Origin of the sequence: Sphaerochaeta halotolerans (genome assembly GCF_003429665.1) — a bacterium.
GTDB classification, from domain to species: Bacteria; Spirochaetota; Spirochaetia; order Sphaerochaetales; family Sphaerochaetaceae; genus Sphaerochaeta; species Sphaerochaeta halotolerans.
Window position 1 is genome coordinate 107,945 of record NZ_QUWK01000008.1, and the last position, 16,329, is coordinate 124,273.

A 16,329-nucleotide genomic window follows, 5' to 3' on the forward strand; every position below is an offset into this window, starting at 1 on the left:
AATAATGTCGGAAGAGAATAACAAGCCAAAAGCAACGTTGATCAAACATGTTGTGAATCCTGTGGAGCACAACAAAGAGCAGATGAGTCCCGCCAAAGAACCTGAGTCAAAACAAAAGGCCACTGAAAAACGTCGAGTGGTCGTGGTAAAGAAGAAGGTTGTCGTGGTGAAGCCTCAGGCTCGCAAGGAGGCTGAAAAGCCCGAGAAAGAGAAGCAGGAGAGTCAAAAAACCTCCAAGGAAGAAGGTACTAAGGAAGCAATTGAAAAGAAAAAGACAGCTTCTGAAGGCCGCACAAGCAGTGTGGTACGAAAGGCCCATCGCCATAGTGGGTCAGACAGCCTATCCTCTTCTCCCTTGCATAATGGTCCGGTCGTAATCAGACCGACCAATCTGCCACCGGTTCCCAACCAGGGATTAACGGTGAAGGATCATAAAGAGTTGCAAAGCAAAAACCCAGGAGGGATCTCTTCCAAGGAGAGTCCGGTGCCCAGTACAGGTCCTCGTGTTGCTGGCATGGTTGGTGGGCGTCCAGCTCCTGGAACCAGGCCTCCATACCGCCCCAACAACAATAGGGGTGGGTATCAAGGCCAGGATTCTCGTGGACCTGCAAGACCTGCAGGCACTGGATATCAGGGACAGGACAGCCGTGGGCCTGCAAGACCTGCAGGCACGGGATATCAGGGACAGGACAACCGTGGACCTGCAAGACCAGGCGGGTACAGACCAAATTCCAATGGTCCTTCTAGGGGTGGGGCACCCTTTCAACGTGGCGGTGGATTCAGAGGGCCAGGTGGTCCGAGGCCTCCATTTGGTGGGCCTCAAGGTGGAGGCAATACCTCTCCCATGCAGGATATGGCTCCTGTAAACCAGCGGACCAATAAAAAGAGTTTCAAGAAAAAGAACAACGCTACCTATAAGAAACGGAACGCCGAAGAAGAAAAGGAGTTCCAGATTCAGAGACGCAAGCAACAGGCAGCAGCCAAGCTTGCTGCTGTACCCAAGTCCATCGACATGATGGAGGTCATTACAGTAAGTGACCTCGCCAAGAAGATGAATTTGAAAGCAAATGAAATCATTGCAAAACTCCTCAAGATGGGCATGATGGTTACTATCAACCAGCAGATTGACCATGAGACAGCTGAAATTATTTGTAGCGAGTACAACTGTAAGGTGAATCTGGTCTCACTCTATGATGAAACATTGATCGGTCGTGAACTGGACAAGGATGAAGACCTAATTGATCGTGCACCAATCGTTACGGTTATGGGACACGTCGACCATGGTAAGACCAAGTTGCTCGATGCAATTCGTTCAACCAAGGTAGCCGAAGGTGAGTATGGGGGGATTACCCAGCACATTGGTGCCTACAAGGTTGATCTTCCTGGAAGAGGGGAGGTTGTATTCCTTGATACTCCTGGACACGCAGCCTTCTCTATGATGCGTGCTCGAGGTGCACAGGTTACCGATATCGTCATCCTGGTAGTTGCTGCCGATGATGGTGTGATGCCACAAACCCGTGAGGCTATTGACCATGCCCGTGCTGCCAATGTACCCATCATAGTTGCAATCAATAAGTGTGACCTGCCTAACGCGAAGCCTGAGCGAGTCATGCAACAGCTCTCTGATCTTGGTTTGATGCCGGAAGCTTGGGGCGGTCAAACGCTTTATTGTGAAATTTCTGCACTGAAAAAGATCGGTATTGATGAATTGCTTGATACAATCCTCCTCCAAGCAGAAATGCTTGAATTGAAAGTCAATGCAAACTGCAGGGCTGAAGGAAAGATCATTGAGAGCCGAATCGACCAGGGTAGGGGTATTGTTGCCTCCGTCTTGATTGAACGAGGAACCTTGAGACAGGGTGACCATTATGTAGCCGGTATTTATCCTGGCCGTGTAAGAGCCATGTTTGATGATAAAGGTAACAAGATTGAAGAAGCTGGTCCTTCCACTCCTGTTGAGATTATCGGACTCTCGGATATACCGGGGGCCGGAGATCCATTCCAGGTCACGGAAGATGAGAGACAAGCCCGTCAGGTTGGTAACAAGCGTCAGGAGCTTGAGAGAATCGGGGATAGCCGTAATGTGAAGAAGGTTACCTTGGACAATCTCTACTCCAAGATCAAGGAAGGAACCATCCAGGAGTTCAATGTCATCATCAAGGGTGATGTACAGGGCTCTGTTGAAGCCTTGCAGGGCGCACTACAGAAACTCTCCAACGATGAGATCCATCTCAATGTCATCCATGCAAGTGCCGGTGCAATCATCGAGAGTGATGTCACCTTGGCCAGTGCATCTGCTGCCTTGATAATCGGGTTCAATGTTCGCCCGACTCCCAGAGCCCAGGTACTCGCCGACCAGGAGAAAATCGAGATTCGTAAATACAATATCATTTATGATGTTGTTGACGATATCCGCAGTGCCATGGAAGGCATGCTCAAACCTGAGGTACGTGAGGTTGAAATCGGTACTGTTGAAGTCCGTGATACCTTTAAAGTACCCAGAATTGGAACGATTGCCGGATGTATGGTTACCAGTGGAAAGGTCAAGAGAAATGCTTTTGCAAGGGTCTTCCGTGATTCCGTCCAGCTCACTGCTGACAAGGTCAAGATTTCGAGCTTGAAGCGGTTCAAGGATGATGCGAAGGAAGTTGCTGAAGGTTTTGAATGTGGTATTGGACTTGAGAATTTCAACGATTTGCATGTTGGTGACATTCTGGAGATCATTGAGACTGAGGAAATTGCCCGTAAGTTGGAAACAAAAAGTGAAAAACAACAATGAGTGAATATAGTCAGAAACGAATAGAAGCAAAACTCTCTGAGGCGATCAGCATGTTGATCGTCACAGGAGAGGTTAAAAATCCCCTGGTAAGCACACTTTGCTCAGTAAGCAAAGTGGAGCTTTCCCAGGATAATGCCTATGCAACCGTTTACATCTCCTCTGTTCTTGATGACAAGAGCCTCGAGGAAAGTGTAGCCGGATTGCAGAATGCGAGTGGATTTATTCAGAAACGCGTAGGAGCATTCCTGAAAACCCGGAATACTCCTGTGCTCAAATTCAAAGCAGACTTTTCTCTTAAAGAAGGGCAAAAGATCAATGCCTTGATTGATTCATTGGTGGAAGATGGGAAAGAACGCTAGTATTCTCCTCATCAAAAAAAAACGGGGACTGACCAGTTTTTCCAGTCTGAACGATATCAAGCGTACCATAGACCCAAAAGTAGGGCATGCTGGTACGCTTGATAAGTTTGCAGAGGGGCTCTTGATTGTGCTCACGGGGAGTATGACCAAGCTGAATGTTCTATTTTCCCGGATGGATAAGCAGTATCGTGCACACATCCAGTTTGGAACAGAGACTGATACCCTTGACCCGGAAGGTACAGTAATCGCAGAAGCATCTATACCTCACTATGACACCATCTTAGAAGCCATTCCCAGCTTCATCGGTGAAGGAGAGCAGGAACCACCTGCCTATAGTGCTTTGCATATCAATGGGAAACGGGCGAGCGAGCTTGTCAGGCAAGGCAAGCAGGTTGTCATGCCTAAACGACCGATAACAATCTACGCTTTTTCCCCGATCAGCTACCAGAATGGTGTACTGGTTGCAGATATTCATGTTTCAAAAGGTACCTACATTAGAAGCATTGCCAGGGATTTAGGAAAAGCATGTGGAAGCAGGGCTCATCTTACTTCCTTGGTTCGTACGAGCATTGGGCCGTTCTCCTTGGATGAGGCGGTTGATGCAAGGAATACGGAAGCACTTGTATCCTCCATGCAATATACTGATGCATATTTGAAACGGTTGGAAGATGTCAGTGTGTTTGAAATGCCTGAGAGTGAATTGTTTCGGGTAGCCAACGGGTCCTATCCCCATACGGTTACTTGCATCAAGGAAGGTAAAGATGCTGTCTTTGGGGCCTTGTATAGCAAGGACGGTGTCTTACGGGCTGTATCCAACCTTCAGGAGAAACGTCTCATTGCCCAGATACATCCATATACAGGGGGAAAACAGTATGAAACGATATGATTTCATGCATCTCTCAGCTCATCCAGTTCTCTGGCAAGTGCCCATGGTGGTTTCCATCGGTGTATTCGATGGCATCCACCGTGGACACTTAACTATTCTGGACCGCACAATCTCTTTTGCAAAAGAAAATGGGTGGGAAAGCATGGTGATCACATTCGACAAGAACCCAAAGATGGTGACAAAAAGCCAACCCTACCATTCCAAACTCACCACAGAGGCGCAAATGCAGGAAATCCTTGCCAATCTTGGTGTTAACCATATGGTAGTCATTGACTTTTCTGCTGATTTCAGTAAACTCACAGCTGAGGAGTTCCTTGCTTTGGTTTGTGCTTTTTGCCAAGTCAAAGCTATGGTTGTCGGAGAAGATTTCCGCTGCGGTGCCCCGGCGTCAAGTGCCGGACCTGTTCAGCTGCAGGAACATCTGAACCGATTGTCACCAGGTGCGATTGTGGAAGTTCCTCCTTTTGTCCGAACAGACAAGAGAGAGGTTGTTTCAAGCACATTGGTGCGTAAAAAACTTCTTGAGGGCGCCTTGGAAGAAATCCAAGGTATGCTTGGCAGACCGTATGAATTGGATTTGGTCGCTTATCCCTCCAAATTCACTGAAGACGGGTTGCTGTACCGTACGGCTTCCTTCATGCAACTACTGCCAATGGCGGGTGTGTATGATGCCTACCTTACACTTTCGGATGATACAAAGGTTCCAGTGAAAACAATCATTGGGAATGAAGACCTTCTGATTATTCCAAAAGTTGGGATGTGGGACAGGAAACTGTTACGTACAAAAAGACTTGGCTTAATAGCTAAGGGGAGTAGTTCATGATCTCGAAAGAACAGAAACAAGAAATCATTACGAAGTATGGTGGTGATGAGAAGAACACTGGATCAACACAGGCACAGATTGCCTTGCTGACCGCCAGGATCAACGACCTTCAGATTCATTTCAAGGCCAATCCCAAGGACCATGCCGGAACTAGAGGGTTGTTGCAGATGGTCGGACATCGCAGGCGCCTCCTGAAGTATCTGCGCAACAACGACATAGACGCTTACCGTGCGCTGATCGCAGACCTCGGTCTGAGAAAATAACGGTGGTGTTTTCACTGTAAATTTGTGTGAATGGCTCCGATGGCTTTTCAGGCTGTTGGAGCTATTTATATGATATAGTAAAGAAGAACAAAAAGAACGAAGAAAGGAAGAAGAACATGGAAGTTAAGAAAGTATCTGTACGGATCGGTAATTCCGACATGGTTTTTGAAACCGGGAAAATTGCCAAACAAGCCAACGGCTCCGTTTATGCCCATTATGAAGGGAGTGCGGTAATCGCAACGGTCTGCTGTGGCAAACAACCCAACGAAGGCTTGGATTATGTACCACTCAGTGTTGAATATAATGAAAAATACTATGCAGCTGGAAAGATTCCTGGTGGATTTCTCAAGAGAGAATCCCGCCCCAAGGACAAGGAAATCCTTGTCAGCCGTTTGATCGACCGTCCAATGCGCCCCTTGTTCAACAAGGCTTTTGGCAGGGAAATCCAGATTGTCCCTACTGCAATCTCCTCTGATATGAGCAATACCCCAGACATCATTGCCATGAACGCAGCCAGTGCCGCAGTCACTATCAGTGATATCCCATTTGGTGGTCCAATCGCTGCTGTTCGTATTTCTCTCTTGGATGGCAACTATATTGTCAACCCAACGTTCAGTGAAATTGAAAAAAGCGAGCTTGATATTGTAGTTGCTGGTACGCGCGACGGGATCACCATGGTCGAAGGTGGTGCAAAAGAGGTGAGTGAAGAGGTGATGCTTGAAGCAATTGCTACTGCTCAGCCTTTCATTACCAAGCTCTGTGATGCACAGCTTGAGTTACGCGAACTTGCTGGGAAAGAAAAGCTTCCTATCATAGAGAGCACAGTCGACCTTTCCTGGCTTGCTCCCGTGAGAGAGTTTGCCTATCCATTGATCAAGAAAGCTTCTTTTGTCAAAGGGAAGATGAATCGCTATGCTGCACTTGCTGAAGTACACGAACAGGTACAGGAAACGTTTGCAGACCTTATTGGTGAGGATGAAGATCGCCCAAATCAACTTGGTGGTCTTTTTGAAGATCTTGAGTACGAGATTCTTCGTTCCTCGATTCTCAATGAAGGTGTTCGTACCGACGGTAGAAAGGTTGATGAAATTCGCCCGATTACTTGTGAGGTTGGACTGTTGCCCAGGACTCATGGTTCTGCACTTTTCACTCGTGGTGAGACACAGAGCTTGGCTGTTACCACCCTTGGTACCGCCAGCGATGAACAGATGTTTGACACTATTGATGGTGAAAAGTCCTTCAGTTCATTCATGTTGCATTATAACTTCCCTCCATACAGCGTTGGTGAAACGGGAAGGCTTTCTACCGGAAGACGGGAGATTGGACATGGACACCTTGCCCAGAGAGCTCTCGAAGCTATCATCCCATCCAAGGATGTCTTTCCGTACACCATCAGAGTTGTAAGTGAAATCATGGAATCCAACGGCTCCTCCTCCATGGCTTCCGTTTGTGGTGGCTGTCTCTCATTGATGGATGCTGGTGTGCCCATCAAAACTCCTGTTGCTGGCATTGCAATGGGCTTGATCACTGAAGGTGCTGATTACTCCAAGTATGTGGTTCTCAGTGACATTCTTGGTGAAGAGGACCACCTCGGGGACATGGACTTCAAGGTAACAGGATCTCGTGAGGGTATTACTGCTTTCCAGATGGATATCAAGATCGCAGGGGTCACCCCTGAGATTATGAAGAAAGCACTTGAGCAGGCGAAGAAGGGTAGAATTCATATCCTCAATATCATGGAAGATACCCTGAAAACTCCTCGTGGGGAAATCAACGAGTATGCTCCCAAGATTTTGACCATGAAGGTCGATCTTGAGAAAATCGGCGCTGTCATCGGCACCGGTGGCAAGACAATCAAGGCAATCGCCAGCCAGAGTGGTGCTGAGGTCAACATCGCTGATGATGGAACCATCACTATCTACGGCAAGAATGCTGCAGCAGCAAAACTTGCCAAGGAACTCGTGCAGTCCATCGTTGAAGAACCTGAAGTAGGGAGAATCTACCAGGGAACGGTTAAGCGAATCATGGACTTCGGTGCATTCATCGAAATCCTGCCAGGCAAGGAAGGACTCTGCCATATTTCCAAGCTTGCAAAGACTCGTGTCCAGAACGTTGAAGATGTACTTTCCGTCGGGCAGTCCGTACCGGTAAAGCTTATTGAAATAGACCGTCAGGGTCGTTTGAACCTGAGTTACATTGATGCAATCGAAGGCAATGCCAAATAACATGGAGATCCGTTCGGTTGTGGTAAAGATCAAGAAGCTCAATGAGCATGCTCTCCTTCCCAACTATGGTACGGAGAGAAGTGCAGGTGCTGATCTTTCAGCCTGCCTAGAGGAGGACTTTCTCCTAAAGGCAGGGTCCTATGCAAAGATTTCCACCGGGTTGAGCATTCAGGTCCCTCCTGGGTACGAGGCACAGGTCAGGCCAAGAAGCGGGCTTGCTGCCAAGCATGGGATTACGGTCCTCAACAGTCCAGGAACCATTGATAGTGATTATCGTGGTGAAGTGGCTGTCCTCTTGATAAATCATGGGGAAGAGGACTTTCTCATCCATTGTGGAGACCGTATCGCACAGATGGTTATCGCGCGGTGTGAACAAGCCTCCTTTTTGCCGACTATGGAGCTTGATGCTACAGAACGCGGAATTGGAGGCTTTGGTTCAACGGGAGTATAACGTTGAAGCAAGGTGCACGATTCAATTTAGTATATCGCCACATAGGAAGGGAGTACCTCCTTTCCTTTATTGTGGCATTCTTTTTTTTCTTTTTCATCTTTTTCATCAACCAGATCCTGCTTATCGCACAACGAATACTTCTCAAACAGGTGGATTATTTCTCTGTATTTCAACTGGTGTTGCTCTCTATCCCCCAATTTCTGTTATACACCTTTCCGTTTTCCAGCCTCACCGCATCAAGCATGGTAATCGGGGATCTATCGGACAACAATGAAATACTTGCTATTCGGAGTAGTGGAATATCACTCAAACATGTTTTCCTTCCTATTATTCTGATTTCACTCATCTTTTCACTCATGACCTTCCTCACTGCAGACAAGGCACTTCCTTGGAGCACCAAGAAGTATCGCGAACTGTATAGTGGTCTCATGAGAGAGCTTCCTACATTGGAACTTGCCAGCAACACAACGAATACAATTGGAAACAAGGTATTGGTCAATAAAGAAGTAGTAGGAAATACTGTACATGACATTGTGTTGTTTGAGACCTCCAACGATCGAAGCGGTCAAATTATTAGTGCACCAACAGCAGAAGTAACACTCTATGATCTGAATGCATTCATTTACCAGCTTGATCTGGAAAATCCATTGATGCTAAGAAATGATGGTGATAGTCAGTGGGCACTCTCCAAGGCAGACAGCGCAAGGTTCTTTCTCAATTTTTCAGGACAAATTGCCAGTCTTGCATCAGCACTCCCTTCCCAGCTGTCTATAAAAGAGTTGCAGGAAAATATCGCAATACATCGATCTGCCCTGGAAAAGGAAACGGCACGCTACGAAGAGAAACTCCAGAAAGCAAGACTGAATCTTGCTACACTCACACAACAAGAGATGGTCTCTCCTGAACGTGTGGAGGAGGCAGCACAAGAGGTAAGCAATCTTGAGAAGAAAAAACCGATCAACTTCTACTACCAGTATTATAGGGCGGAGCTCCACAAGAAATTTGCACTCAGTGCGGCTTGTTTTATGTTGGTGTTTCTGACCTTCTCGTTTTCATTCTTCAAGGTAAAGCATGGACGGCTTATTGGATTTGGAATGTCCATGCTGGTGGCAGTACTCTATTGGTATCTTCTGTTTTTTTCACAAATGCAGATTTTCAAGTTTCCTATTCATCCTGGTCTACTTATCTGGATTCCCAATGTTCTCATGTTCCTCAGTGGTGTCTTGATCATGCTGTTTGCGAGGCGTCTATGAAACTGCATGACCGATATGTCACTCGTTCTGTTACCATCGTAGCACTCCTCACCCTTGTACTGTGTACGCTTATGCTACTCAGTGTTGATTTATTCAGCAATCTTGATGCCTATCTCACCAATGAGGTCAGCCCCTTCACAATATTGAGTTTGACGTTGCTGTATATACCCCAGGCAGTGCTCTTCGCGCTCGGACCATCGCTCCTGTTCTCTGCTGCATATTTTCTCTCTCAACTACAGGCTAATAATGAATACATCTGTTTGTTGGGAAGTGGACTGAGTTATCGTCGCATTGTCACCCCAATCCTGATTTTGGGTATACTCTTCAGTCTTCTGGAATTTGGTTTTGGCGAATATGTGTTCATACCTGCTCAAAGGACTCGAGAGATAAAGCAAGATGAACTCTTCGGATTACGCAGTACCTATGATAATAGAAACATTACCTTACGAGATCCAGAAGGTGGATATGTGGTGCATGCAAAGCAGTATAGTGATGACCAGAAACGGCTTGCCCAAGTGCTCCTGGTCCTGCTTGATGAAGAAGGGGCAATGCGGGGAAGGGTCGATGCCGCCTGGGCGTACTGGGAAGATGACCGTGAAGATTGGAGAATGGAGCGGGTACGATTGCAGGAAATTGATAGAGATGGCTTGGTTGTCTCCTCCCGGGAAATACCGGAATTACGTTTGGATGAGTTTACACTTGCTCCTTCTTACTTTAGGAATCTGAGCAATGACATTACCACCATGGAGCTCGGGACAGCAACCGATTACCTCAGGCGGATGGAAGTGCTTGATCCTTCCCGGTATCCTGAGCTTGCCACTGATTTCACCAAACGTTTGCTTGATCACCTCAATCCACTCATCCTGTTATTCATTGCCTGCACCATCAGTTATAAGTACAAGAAAAATGTGCTGCTCTTTAGTATCATCACCAGCCTCTCCATCGCAGTGATCTACTATGTAGTACAAATGGTTACCACCATCATGGCAAAACAAGGGGTTATCGCCCCGATTTGGGGTATGGTAATCCCGATGATTGTGATAGTATGCATTGCACTGTCAGAAAGAGCAGTGTTACGGTAGGGGAATTGTATGGCACTATTTCGAACAATCCATCAGGATACCAGCAGCAATGCCCGACTGGGTATCCTTTCGCTTGGTCATGGGGAAGTGGAAACACCGGTATTCATGCCGGTAGGCACCAAGGGAACGGTAAAAGCAATGTTCCATGAGGATGTAAAAAAAATCGGGTACAAGCTTATCCTTGGAAACACCTATCATCTCTATCTAAAACCTGGGCTTGAGGTTCTCTCACAGTTTGGAGGATTGCATAATTTTTCACATTGGGATGGGAATTTACTGACAGACAGTGGTGGTTTCCAGGTATTCAGCCTCTCTGGTCTTCGCAAAATCGGAGAGAAGGGAGTGACCTTCCAGAGTCATATTGATGGGTCTAAGCATATATTCACCCCTGAGAATGTAGTGGATACCCAAAACGTGATAGGCAGTGATATTGCGATGTGCCTCGATGTATGTACCCCTCCTGATATCGATTACCGTGCTGCCACTGAGGCGATGCAGATTACCCACGCATGGGCACAACGGGCGATTGAACATCGACAACACCTGGGTGAATCGTTCAAAGGCAACTTGTTTGGTATAGTCCAGGGCAACTTCTATGAAGATCTCCGTAAACAGAGTGCTGAATTCTTCAATGAGATGGATTTCCCTGGGATTGCCATTGGGGGTCTTTCAGTAGGAGAGAGCAGGGAACAATTCTCTCATTTCCTTGGATATACTGCAGAATTGGTAACAAAGGAAAAACCCAGGTACGTCATGGGTATTGGAAGCCCTGACTACATCCTTGAAGCGGTAGAAAATGGTATTGATATGTTCGATTGCGTCCTAGCAACCCGTATGGGACGCAATGGTGGTATTTTTACTGATGACGGGATTATCACACTCAAGAAGGCAATCCATACATTTGATCATGGTCCGCTTGAAGAGGGTTGTACCTGCAGGGCTTGTACCCAGTACAGCCGTGCATATATGCATCATCTCATCAAGACGGGAGAAATGCTCGGAGGCATGTTGGCAACGGAACATAACCTGACCTATTTCTATCGACTGATGGAACGTGTCCGTCAGGCTATTAGGGAGAATCGCTTTGCCTCCTTTAAAAGGGAATACCTTGCAAGATTCTACGCAAAGTAGCAAGACAGCCAAAAGCAGTATCGCCATCATGCTCTCTACCATTGCAAGCAGATTGTTGGGGATTGTGAAAGCTCGGGTACTCTCATCTGTTTTTGGTGCGAGTGGGGTAGCGGATGTAATCAACTTCACATTCAATATTCCCAACAACTTCCGTAAGCTTTTTGCAGAAGGTGCTGTCAATTCAGCACTCATACCTGCTTTTTCCAGTCTCCTCGGGTTGGGAAAGAAGCGAAGCTCCCTCCATCTCTTCAGTCTGCTCTGCACGTATCAGGCAATCCTCTTGATACCCCTGGTACTGCTCTCCTATTTTTTCGGTGGGCAGTTCATCTCCCTGATCAGTGATTTTGACAGTGCCCAGGTTGCTTTGGGTGCCAAACTACTTCCTTTCTTCATGATCTACTTGGCAGCGATCAGCATGGGGGCCATCTTCAATGGTGTACTACAATCCCATCACAACTTTCTCCATGCCTATCTTTCCCCTCTGCTTTTTTCGCTTTCTGTGATTTTTGGGGTACAATACCTCACACCGTATCTTGGAGCCATGAGCATGGCCTGGGCGACATTGGTAGGAGGATTGCTGCAAGGTTCCTATTCCTACCTTATGCTTAGGCGATACGGATACCGATTGAAGCCTGCTTTTAAACAGGGTGATACTCCTCTGAAGCCAGTTATCGGAGCATGGTCATTGGTCGTCTTGGGTATGGGAATGCAGGTGGTCACGCAGTTGGTAACATATCATTTCGCATCCACCTTGAGTGAAGGAAGTGTAACAGCCTTCGCGAATGCGACTATTTTCTACCAGACTCCCTACGGAGTTTTCTTTAATGCCATCAGTGCTGTAAGCCTTCCCCTGCTCAGTCGTGCTTTCGCACTAGGGCAGTCGAAGGAAATGCAAAGGCATACCCGCTCTAGCATTATCCAACTGACGAGCTTGCTCCTCCCTAGTGGAATTATCCTCTTCTTTCTGAGCCAAGAGAGTGTCAGTGTTGTACTGCAGACTGGTAATTACACACTGGCAGATGCCCAGCTTACTGCATTGGCTCTCCGCCCATTTTTGCTGTTCATGGTAACCACCAGCTGGTATGCAATGCTGATTCGCCTTGGCTATAGTGCAAACCGCTATGCATTGATGACCAAGATTACCTTCATACAGAATGGAATAGACATACTTTTGATGTGGATCTTCATCAAGCTGGGGTGGGGGATCATCTCACTTCCTCTTGCCAATGGCATAAGCTATGTTGTACTGCTTGGATTCTTGTCATATACGCTGAGGGATCTCTACAATCCGCTGAAGGACAAACTGCTGAAGCGAGGATTGTTGCGAGTACTGGTTGCAAACATCCCTATTCTTGTCTGTTGCCTCTTCTATGCCTCATTCCATATGACATGGTATCAATCTGGATCAAATTTGAGAAACTTTCTGATACTTTGTCTAATTGCCCTCGGTTCTTTGGTGGTATGGCTGCTTTCATATACAGTGTTCAAGGTAGAACTACTCAACCCCTTCCGTTCCAAGAAGCATGACAGCAACTTGTAAGGCGATTCCTTTTCTCTCGCTCCGTTGGGGAATCAAATGAGTAGAGAAAGAAGCTGTGTTTTGCAGTATACACGATCTCAAACAGAACCGCTGGTTACTCATGTATCTCTTTATTATATCAACAGTGTTGGGTTATATCAGGGGTGAGGAAGAGTTTTTAATAGGTTCTGATTTCGAAGCGTATTGGATTGCTACCCACCGCCTGAGAATGGTAATAGTGTCGTATGAAATGCTTCCTGATATGTGGAGCACTGTCCATCTTGCCCAATAACAAAGTTTTGAGCCTCAAAACCATTTCAAACGAGGTATTTCGTGGAGACACCCCTGAATGCAGCAAGCAAGCCCTTCAAATTGCTATGCAGGTTGTACCGAACCCTGTCTCTGGAACAATGCTTGCAATTTTGGCATATCGACGGCTATTCCCATGTCTTCCGTTGAATGCTCAACCAAATTGATGGTCCGCTGATAATTCTCTTTGGAAAATTTCACAGTATGTCGGCTAATGCTTCGAGACTGATGGCTTCTTGTTTGTTGCTTGACATATATTACGTACATATCAAGCTTTCCGGCTCTTCAAAACATACTACTATAGAGAAAAAGAGCCCTCAGCAACTATCTGCCGAGGGCTTGGTGGTTTTTAGAAATCTACGACCGAAATCGATTTGACTGTAAAGTCATAATTCTGATCGTTGAGGGTGAAGGTGAACCGCTCCCCAACCTTATGGTTGAGCAACGCTCTCCCAAAAGGTGCTAGAAGATTGATGACATTCTCATTGGGATTGGATTCCCATGGTCCCATGATGGTGAACGTCACTTCTTCGGCATTGATATTGTCCATCATGACAACTTTGGTACCAAACCCAATCTTGGAAGAATCAACCTTATCCTTGGTGATGACCGTGGCACGGTCGACCTCTTCAGAAAGTCTGCGTAAGGTGTTGTTTAAGAGATTCTGCTTCTCCTTGCCATACTTGTACTCGCTGTTCTCTCGCAGATCACCAAGCTCTCTTGCCTCACCAATCTCCTTGGCAACCTCAGGCAGTTCCACATGTTGGATGTGATCAATTTCCTTCTTCTTTGCAGCAAGACTGCTAGGAGTACAGAACAGACCTGTAGGAAACACGCTCTGTTTGTTGATCGGCTCCACTTCATCGAAAAACTTGAATGAGGGGAACTTTTCACTGATGGCATGCTTAATCTCAATTTTCTTTCCGCCGGGAAGATTGAACACATTTGCAACTAGACTGTAAATCTTCTGTGCCCGTTCCTCCTGACCCTCTGCAATAAAGTTCAGAACAGCATGCTCATCAAAGAGAATTCCCATAAGAGTTTTTGCATTCTTGCGGTTTTCCTGCACTTCCTTTCGGTTGTCGATACAACGATTGGTGTAGTCAAGCAACTGCAACTCAGTATATAACAGCTGTTCAGCTGAAACACCGGCTTTCTCCCAGTACTTTTTTTCTCCATTCTTGAGCAGATAGATCAGTGTATTTCCTTTTTCCTTGAAGTTTTCCACTGCATCGTTGTAAATACCTGCAAGTGCACTGTACTTTTTTTTCTGCTTATAGATATCGGGGATGTACCCAGTAAGGTAGGAGTCAAACAGAACTGCAAGGATTTTCTCCCAACCAGGAATTTCTTCGACTACATGGTCAATGAATGCTTTCTTCAATTCTGGGTCCTTGATTGCCGCAAAAGTAGCCTCAACATTGTCACAACGCTCATAAAGCATGCTGAACGTCAATGCGTCAGGGTAGTTGATAAAGTTCATATGTTGATGTTTCACCAGATCTTCCAGCAGGAGGTAGCAGCTGAACGTAATATCGTTGGATACTACAATCGGCTTGAAAGCCCCATTCTCCTCGAAGAAAAGGTCACTGAAGTACCTTACCATTTCAAAGAAGAAGTCACTCTCAACATCACCCTTTGCTGCAATGAAATCCTTTAGGCTCTTGATCTTGTCATAGATATTCTTTTCATTCCTGAAGACCTGGAGTTGCTTCTCCTCGTAGCTCACAGGAGTGGAGCGCAAGATATAGGTATCCACATCATTGCCGGAAAGATCAAAGAGTGGATTGGTCATCAATTCCTTCTTGGCCTGGTTGAGCCAAGGAGTCCACTCCTTGACATCAAGGATGGAGGGTACCAATTCATTCTTTATCTCTTTCAGGTTGATTTTTCCCCCATTGCTGGCCATCAACGTCTTCAGTGTCCATGGTATATCTTCCTGGACTTTCTTGCTGAGTTTTTCTCTAGGAAGTGCACTCTTAAGTACCCAGATATGATTCTTGGGGAGTGCCTGCAAACTTTTGAAAGCCATCGATGTGGACATTCTGCTTCCATCTTTATTCGGTTGCCCTGCAAAATCCACGATGACGTCACTTTCATCGATTGATCGTATTCTTCCAATGCGGTTGGTACTGTTCTGGAAAACAAAGGTACCTTTGTCAAACGCAATGTTTGTTTCGAAATCTTCAATACTGTGGAGAATGTCACGATTGATATTGCTTGTCAGAGCACTGGACTCGAGGCAGCTCTTGAGTCTGGAATGATTCTTGTATTTGGTCTTGTAGCTCTTGATCAGATTTTCTCTGGCAAAGGTATCTTCTCGGTCAAGGGCAAGCATTTTCTTCTGGCACTCAATTTGATGATCGATATCATCCTTGCTTGCATTCTCCAGATCACGCAACAATGCGACAGCAGTACTTCTGCTTACAGCCGACACTTGGTCTGCTATGGATATAAAGTAACCGAAGTTATCCTCTTCCAATTCAAGAAGGGCAGTAAACATTGCTCTCACTGAAGAGACATCCTTTTTCTTGATGAGCCGATGAATGCCTTTTTTATAGAATGAGATAGCCTTGTCTTTGTTTCCTTTCTGCTTTGCATGTGTTGCCAGCTGGCGGATAATTTCAACTTCCTCATAGTCCACCTTAACCAAACGTTCCCAAAGCTGGAATTTCTCTTCTTCTTTCCCCATCTGCTCATATGAGTCGGCCAGTAGGCGAAGGGCATGCTTGTTCTCATTACGGCTGAGGATCTTCTGGGAGAGATATTCAACAATATTCCACTTTTTGGCTTCCATGAACATTTCGATGAGGTTGAGCAACTGCAGATAATCATCAGCTCCTCTGCGTTCCAGCTGGATGGACCCGCTGATGTACATGGCAATGATACTGTTTCGTTCCTTCTCATTAAGGTGCTTGTCGCACAAGCTCTTTACTTCAGTTTTCTGTTCCTCGTCCATCTCCGAGATGTGCTTGTCCAGTTTCTGGAAGCTGCTTGTTGTATAGGTAGTTACGGTGCTTCTAGTCCATTGCTCTTCTTTCAGCAAGTTTTCGATCTCTTGGAATCCCATGGTTTCCTCCAAACATATTTGTCCAAATCTAAGACGTAAAAGAAACCGGGCAGACCGGGACATAGCCTGCTCGGGTTTTGCATATATAGTTTCTTTTTAATAATATAGCACGATTTGGGAAAACTAGCAATTGATTTACAGAAAGTGCATTAATCATATTAACAAATATATAGTATTTC

Annotated in this window: 12 protein-coding genes; 11 read left to right on the forward strand and 1 reads right to left on the reverse strand. The window is 46.1% G+C overall.

All coding sequences use genetic code 11. The features are described from left to right. The first annotated feature begins 4 nt into the window (after window positions 1-4). From infB to murJ, 11 genes are all read left to right on the forward strand, one after another. Window positions 5-2,779 carry a translation initiation factor IF-2 gene (gene infB / locus DYP60_RS08830; protein WP_117330645.1) on the forward strand — a complete coding sequence of 925 codons (2,775 nt, stop codon included), beginning with the start codon at window positions 5-7 and terminating at the stop codon, window positions 2,777-2,779. Further along, window positions 2,776-3,138: a 30S ribosome-binding factor RbfA gene (gene rbfA / locus DYP60_RS08835; RefSeq protein WP_117330646.1), complete on the forward strand. Its 363-nt coding sequence runs from the start codon at window positions 2,776-2,778 to the stop codon at window positions 3,136-3,138. The genes infB and rbfA overlap by 4 nt, the downstream gene beginning before the upstream one ends. After that, window positions 3,122-4,024 carry a tRNA pseudouridine(55) synthase TruB gene (gene truB, locus DYP60_RS08840; RefSeq protein ID WP_117330647.1) on the forward strand — a complete coding sequence of 301 codons (903 nt, stop codon included), beginning with the start codon at window positions 3,122-3,124 and terminating at the stop codon, window positions 4,022-4,024. Before rbfA ends, truB begins: the two co-directional genes overlap by 17 nt. Further along, complete coding sequence (locus DYP60_RS08845) at window positions 4,011-4,847, forward strand: FAD synthetase family protein (RefSeq protein ID WP_117330648.1); 837 nt, start codon at window positions 4,011-4,013, stop codon at window positions 4,845-4,847. The genes truB and DYP60_RS08845 overlap by 14 nt, the downstream gene beginning before the upstream one ends. Then, the gene (rpsO, locus tag DYP60_RS08850; protein ID WP_117330649.1) at window positions 4,844-5,110 is read left to right on the forward strand and encodes a 30S ribosomal protein S15; all 267 of its coding nucleotides are present in this window, start codon (window positions 4,844-4,846) and stop codon (window positions 5,108-5,110) included. The genes DYP60_RS08845 and rpsO overlap by 4 nt, the downstream gene beginning before the upstream one ends. A 116-nt stretch (window positions 5,111-5,226) precedes the next feature. Then, window positions 5,227-7,335, forward strand: a complete 2,109-nt coding sequence (gene pnp / locus DYP60_RS08855; protein WP_117330650.1) for a polyribonucleotide nucleotidyltransferase — start codon at window positions 5,227-5,229, stop codon at window positions 7,333-7,335. 1 nt (window position 7,336) lies between these two features. After that, complete coding sequence (gene dut, locus DYP60_RS08860; RefSeq protein WP_160525890.1) at window positions 7,337-7,786, forward strand: dUTP diphosphatase; 450 nt, start codon at window positions 7,337-7,339, stop codon at window positions 7,784-7,786. 2 nt (window positions 7,787-7,788) lie between these two features. Then, window positions 7,789-9,039: an LptF/LptG family permease gene (locus DYP60_RS08865; RefSeq protein ID WP_117330651.1), complete on the forward strand. Its 1,251-nt coding sequence runs from the start codon at window positions 7,789-7,791 to the stop codon at window positions 9,037-9,039. Beyond that, on the forward strand, window positions 9,036-10,121 hold the full coding sequence (locus tag DYP60_RS08870; RefSeq protein ID WP_117330652.1) for an LptF/LptG family permease: 1,086 nt from the start codon (window positions 9,036-9,038) through the stop codon (window positions 10,119-10,121). Before DYP60_RS08865 ends, DYP60_RS08870 begins: the two co-directional genes overlap by 4 nt. Window positions 10,122-10,130: 9 nt before the next feature. Next, a complete protein-coding gene (tgt, locus tag DYP60_RS08875; RefSeq protein ID WP_117330653.1) occupies window positions 10,131-11,252 on the forward strand; it encodes a tRNA guanosine(34) transglycosylase Tgt in 1,122 nt (373 codons plus the stop codon). Further along, complete coding sequence (murJ, locus tag DYP60_RS08880; protein ID WP_117330713.1) at window positions 11,230-12,792, forward strand: murein biosynthesis integral membrane protein MurJ; 1,563 nt, start codon at window positions 11,230-11,232, stop codon at window positions 12,790-12,792. The genes tgt and murJ overlap by 23 nt, the downstream gene beginning before the upstream one ends. Before the next feature lie 637 nt (window positions 12,793-13,429). Here murJ and greA read toward each other — a convergent pair. Next, on the reverse strand, window positions 13,430-16,150 hold the full coding sequence (greA, locus tag DYP60_RS08890; RefSeq protein ID WP_117330655.1) for a transcription elongation factor GreA: 2,721 nt from the start codon (window positions 16,148-16,150) through the stop codon (window positions 13,430-13,432). Between the last annotated feature and the right edge of the window lie 179 nt (window positions 16,151-16,329).

What these genes read in the sequence shown, in the direction of transcription:
- truB (WP_117330647.1), top strand. Translation starts at nt 3,122, where the DNA reads ATGGGAAAGAACGCTAGTATTCTCCTCATCAAAAAAAAACGGGGACTG.
- DYP60_RS08845 (WP_117330648.1), top strand. Translation starts at nt 4,011, where the DNA reads ATGAAACGATATGATTTCATGCATCTCTCAGCTCATCCAGTTCTCTGG.
- tgt (WP_117330653.1), top strand. Translation starts at nt 10,131, where the DNA reads ATGGCACTATTTCGAACAATCCATCAGGATACCAGCAGCAATGCCCGA.
- greA (WP_117330655.1), bottom strand. Translation starts at nt 16,150, where the DNA reads ATGGGATTCCAAGAGATCGAAAACTTGCTGAAAGAAGAGCAATGGACT.
- dut (WP_160525890.1), top strand. Translation starts at nt 7,337, where the DNA reads ATGGAGATCCGTTCGGTTGTGGTAAAGATCAAGAAGCTCAATGAGCAT.
- rpsO (WP_117330649.1), top strand. Translation starts at nt 4,844, where the DNA reads ATGATCTCGAAAGAACAGAAACAAGAAATCATTACGAAGTATGGTGGT.
- infB (WP_117330645.1), top strand. Translation starts at nt 5, where the DNA reads ATGTCGGAAGAGAATAACAAGCCAAAAGCAACGTTGATCAAACATGTT.
- DYP60_RS08870 (WP_117330652.1), top strand. Translation starts at nt 9,036, where the DNA reads ATGAAACTGCATGACCGATATGTCACTCGTTCTGTTACCATCGTAGCA.
- rbfA (WP_117330646.1), top strand. Translation starts at nt 2,776, where the DNA reads ATGAGTGAATATAGTCAGAAACGAATAGAAGCAAAACTCTCTGAGGCG.
- pnp (WP_117330650.1), top strand. Translation starts at nt 5,227, where the DNA reads ATGGAAGTTAAGAAAGTATCTGTACGGATCGGTAATTCCGACATGGTT.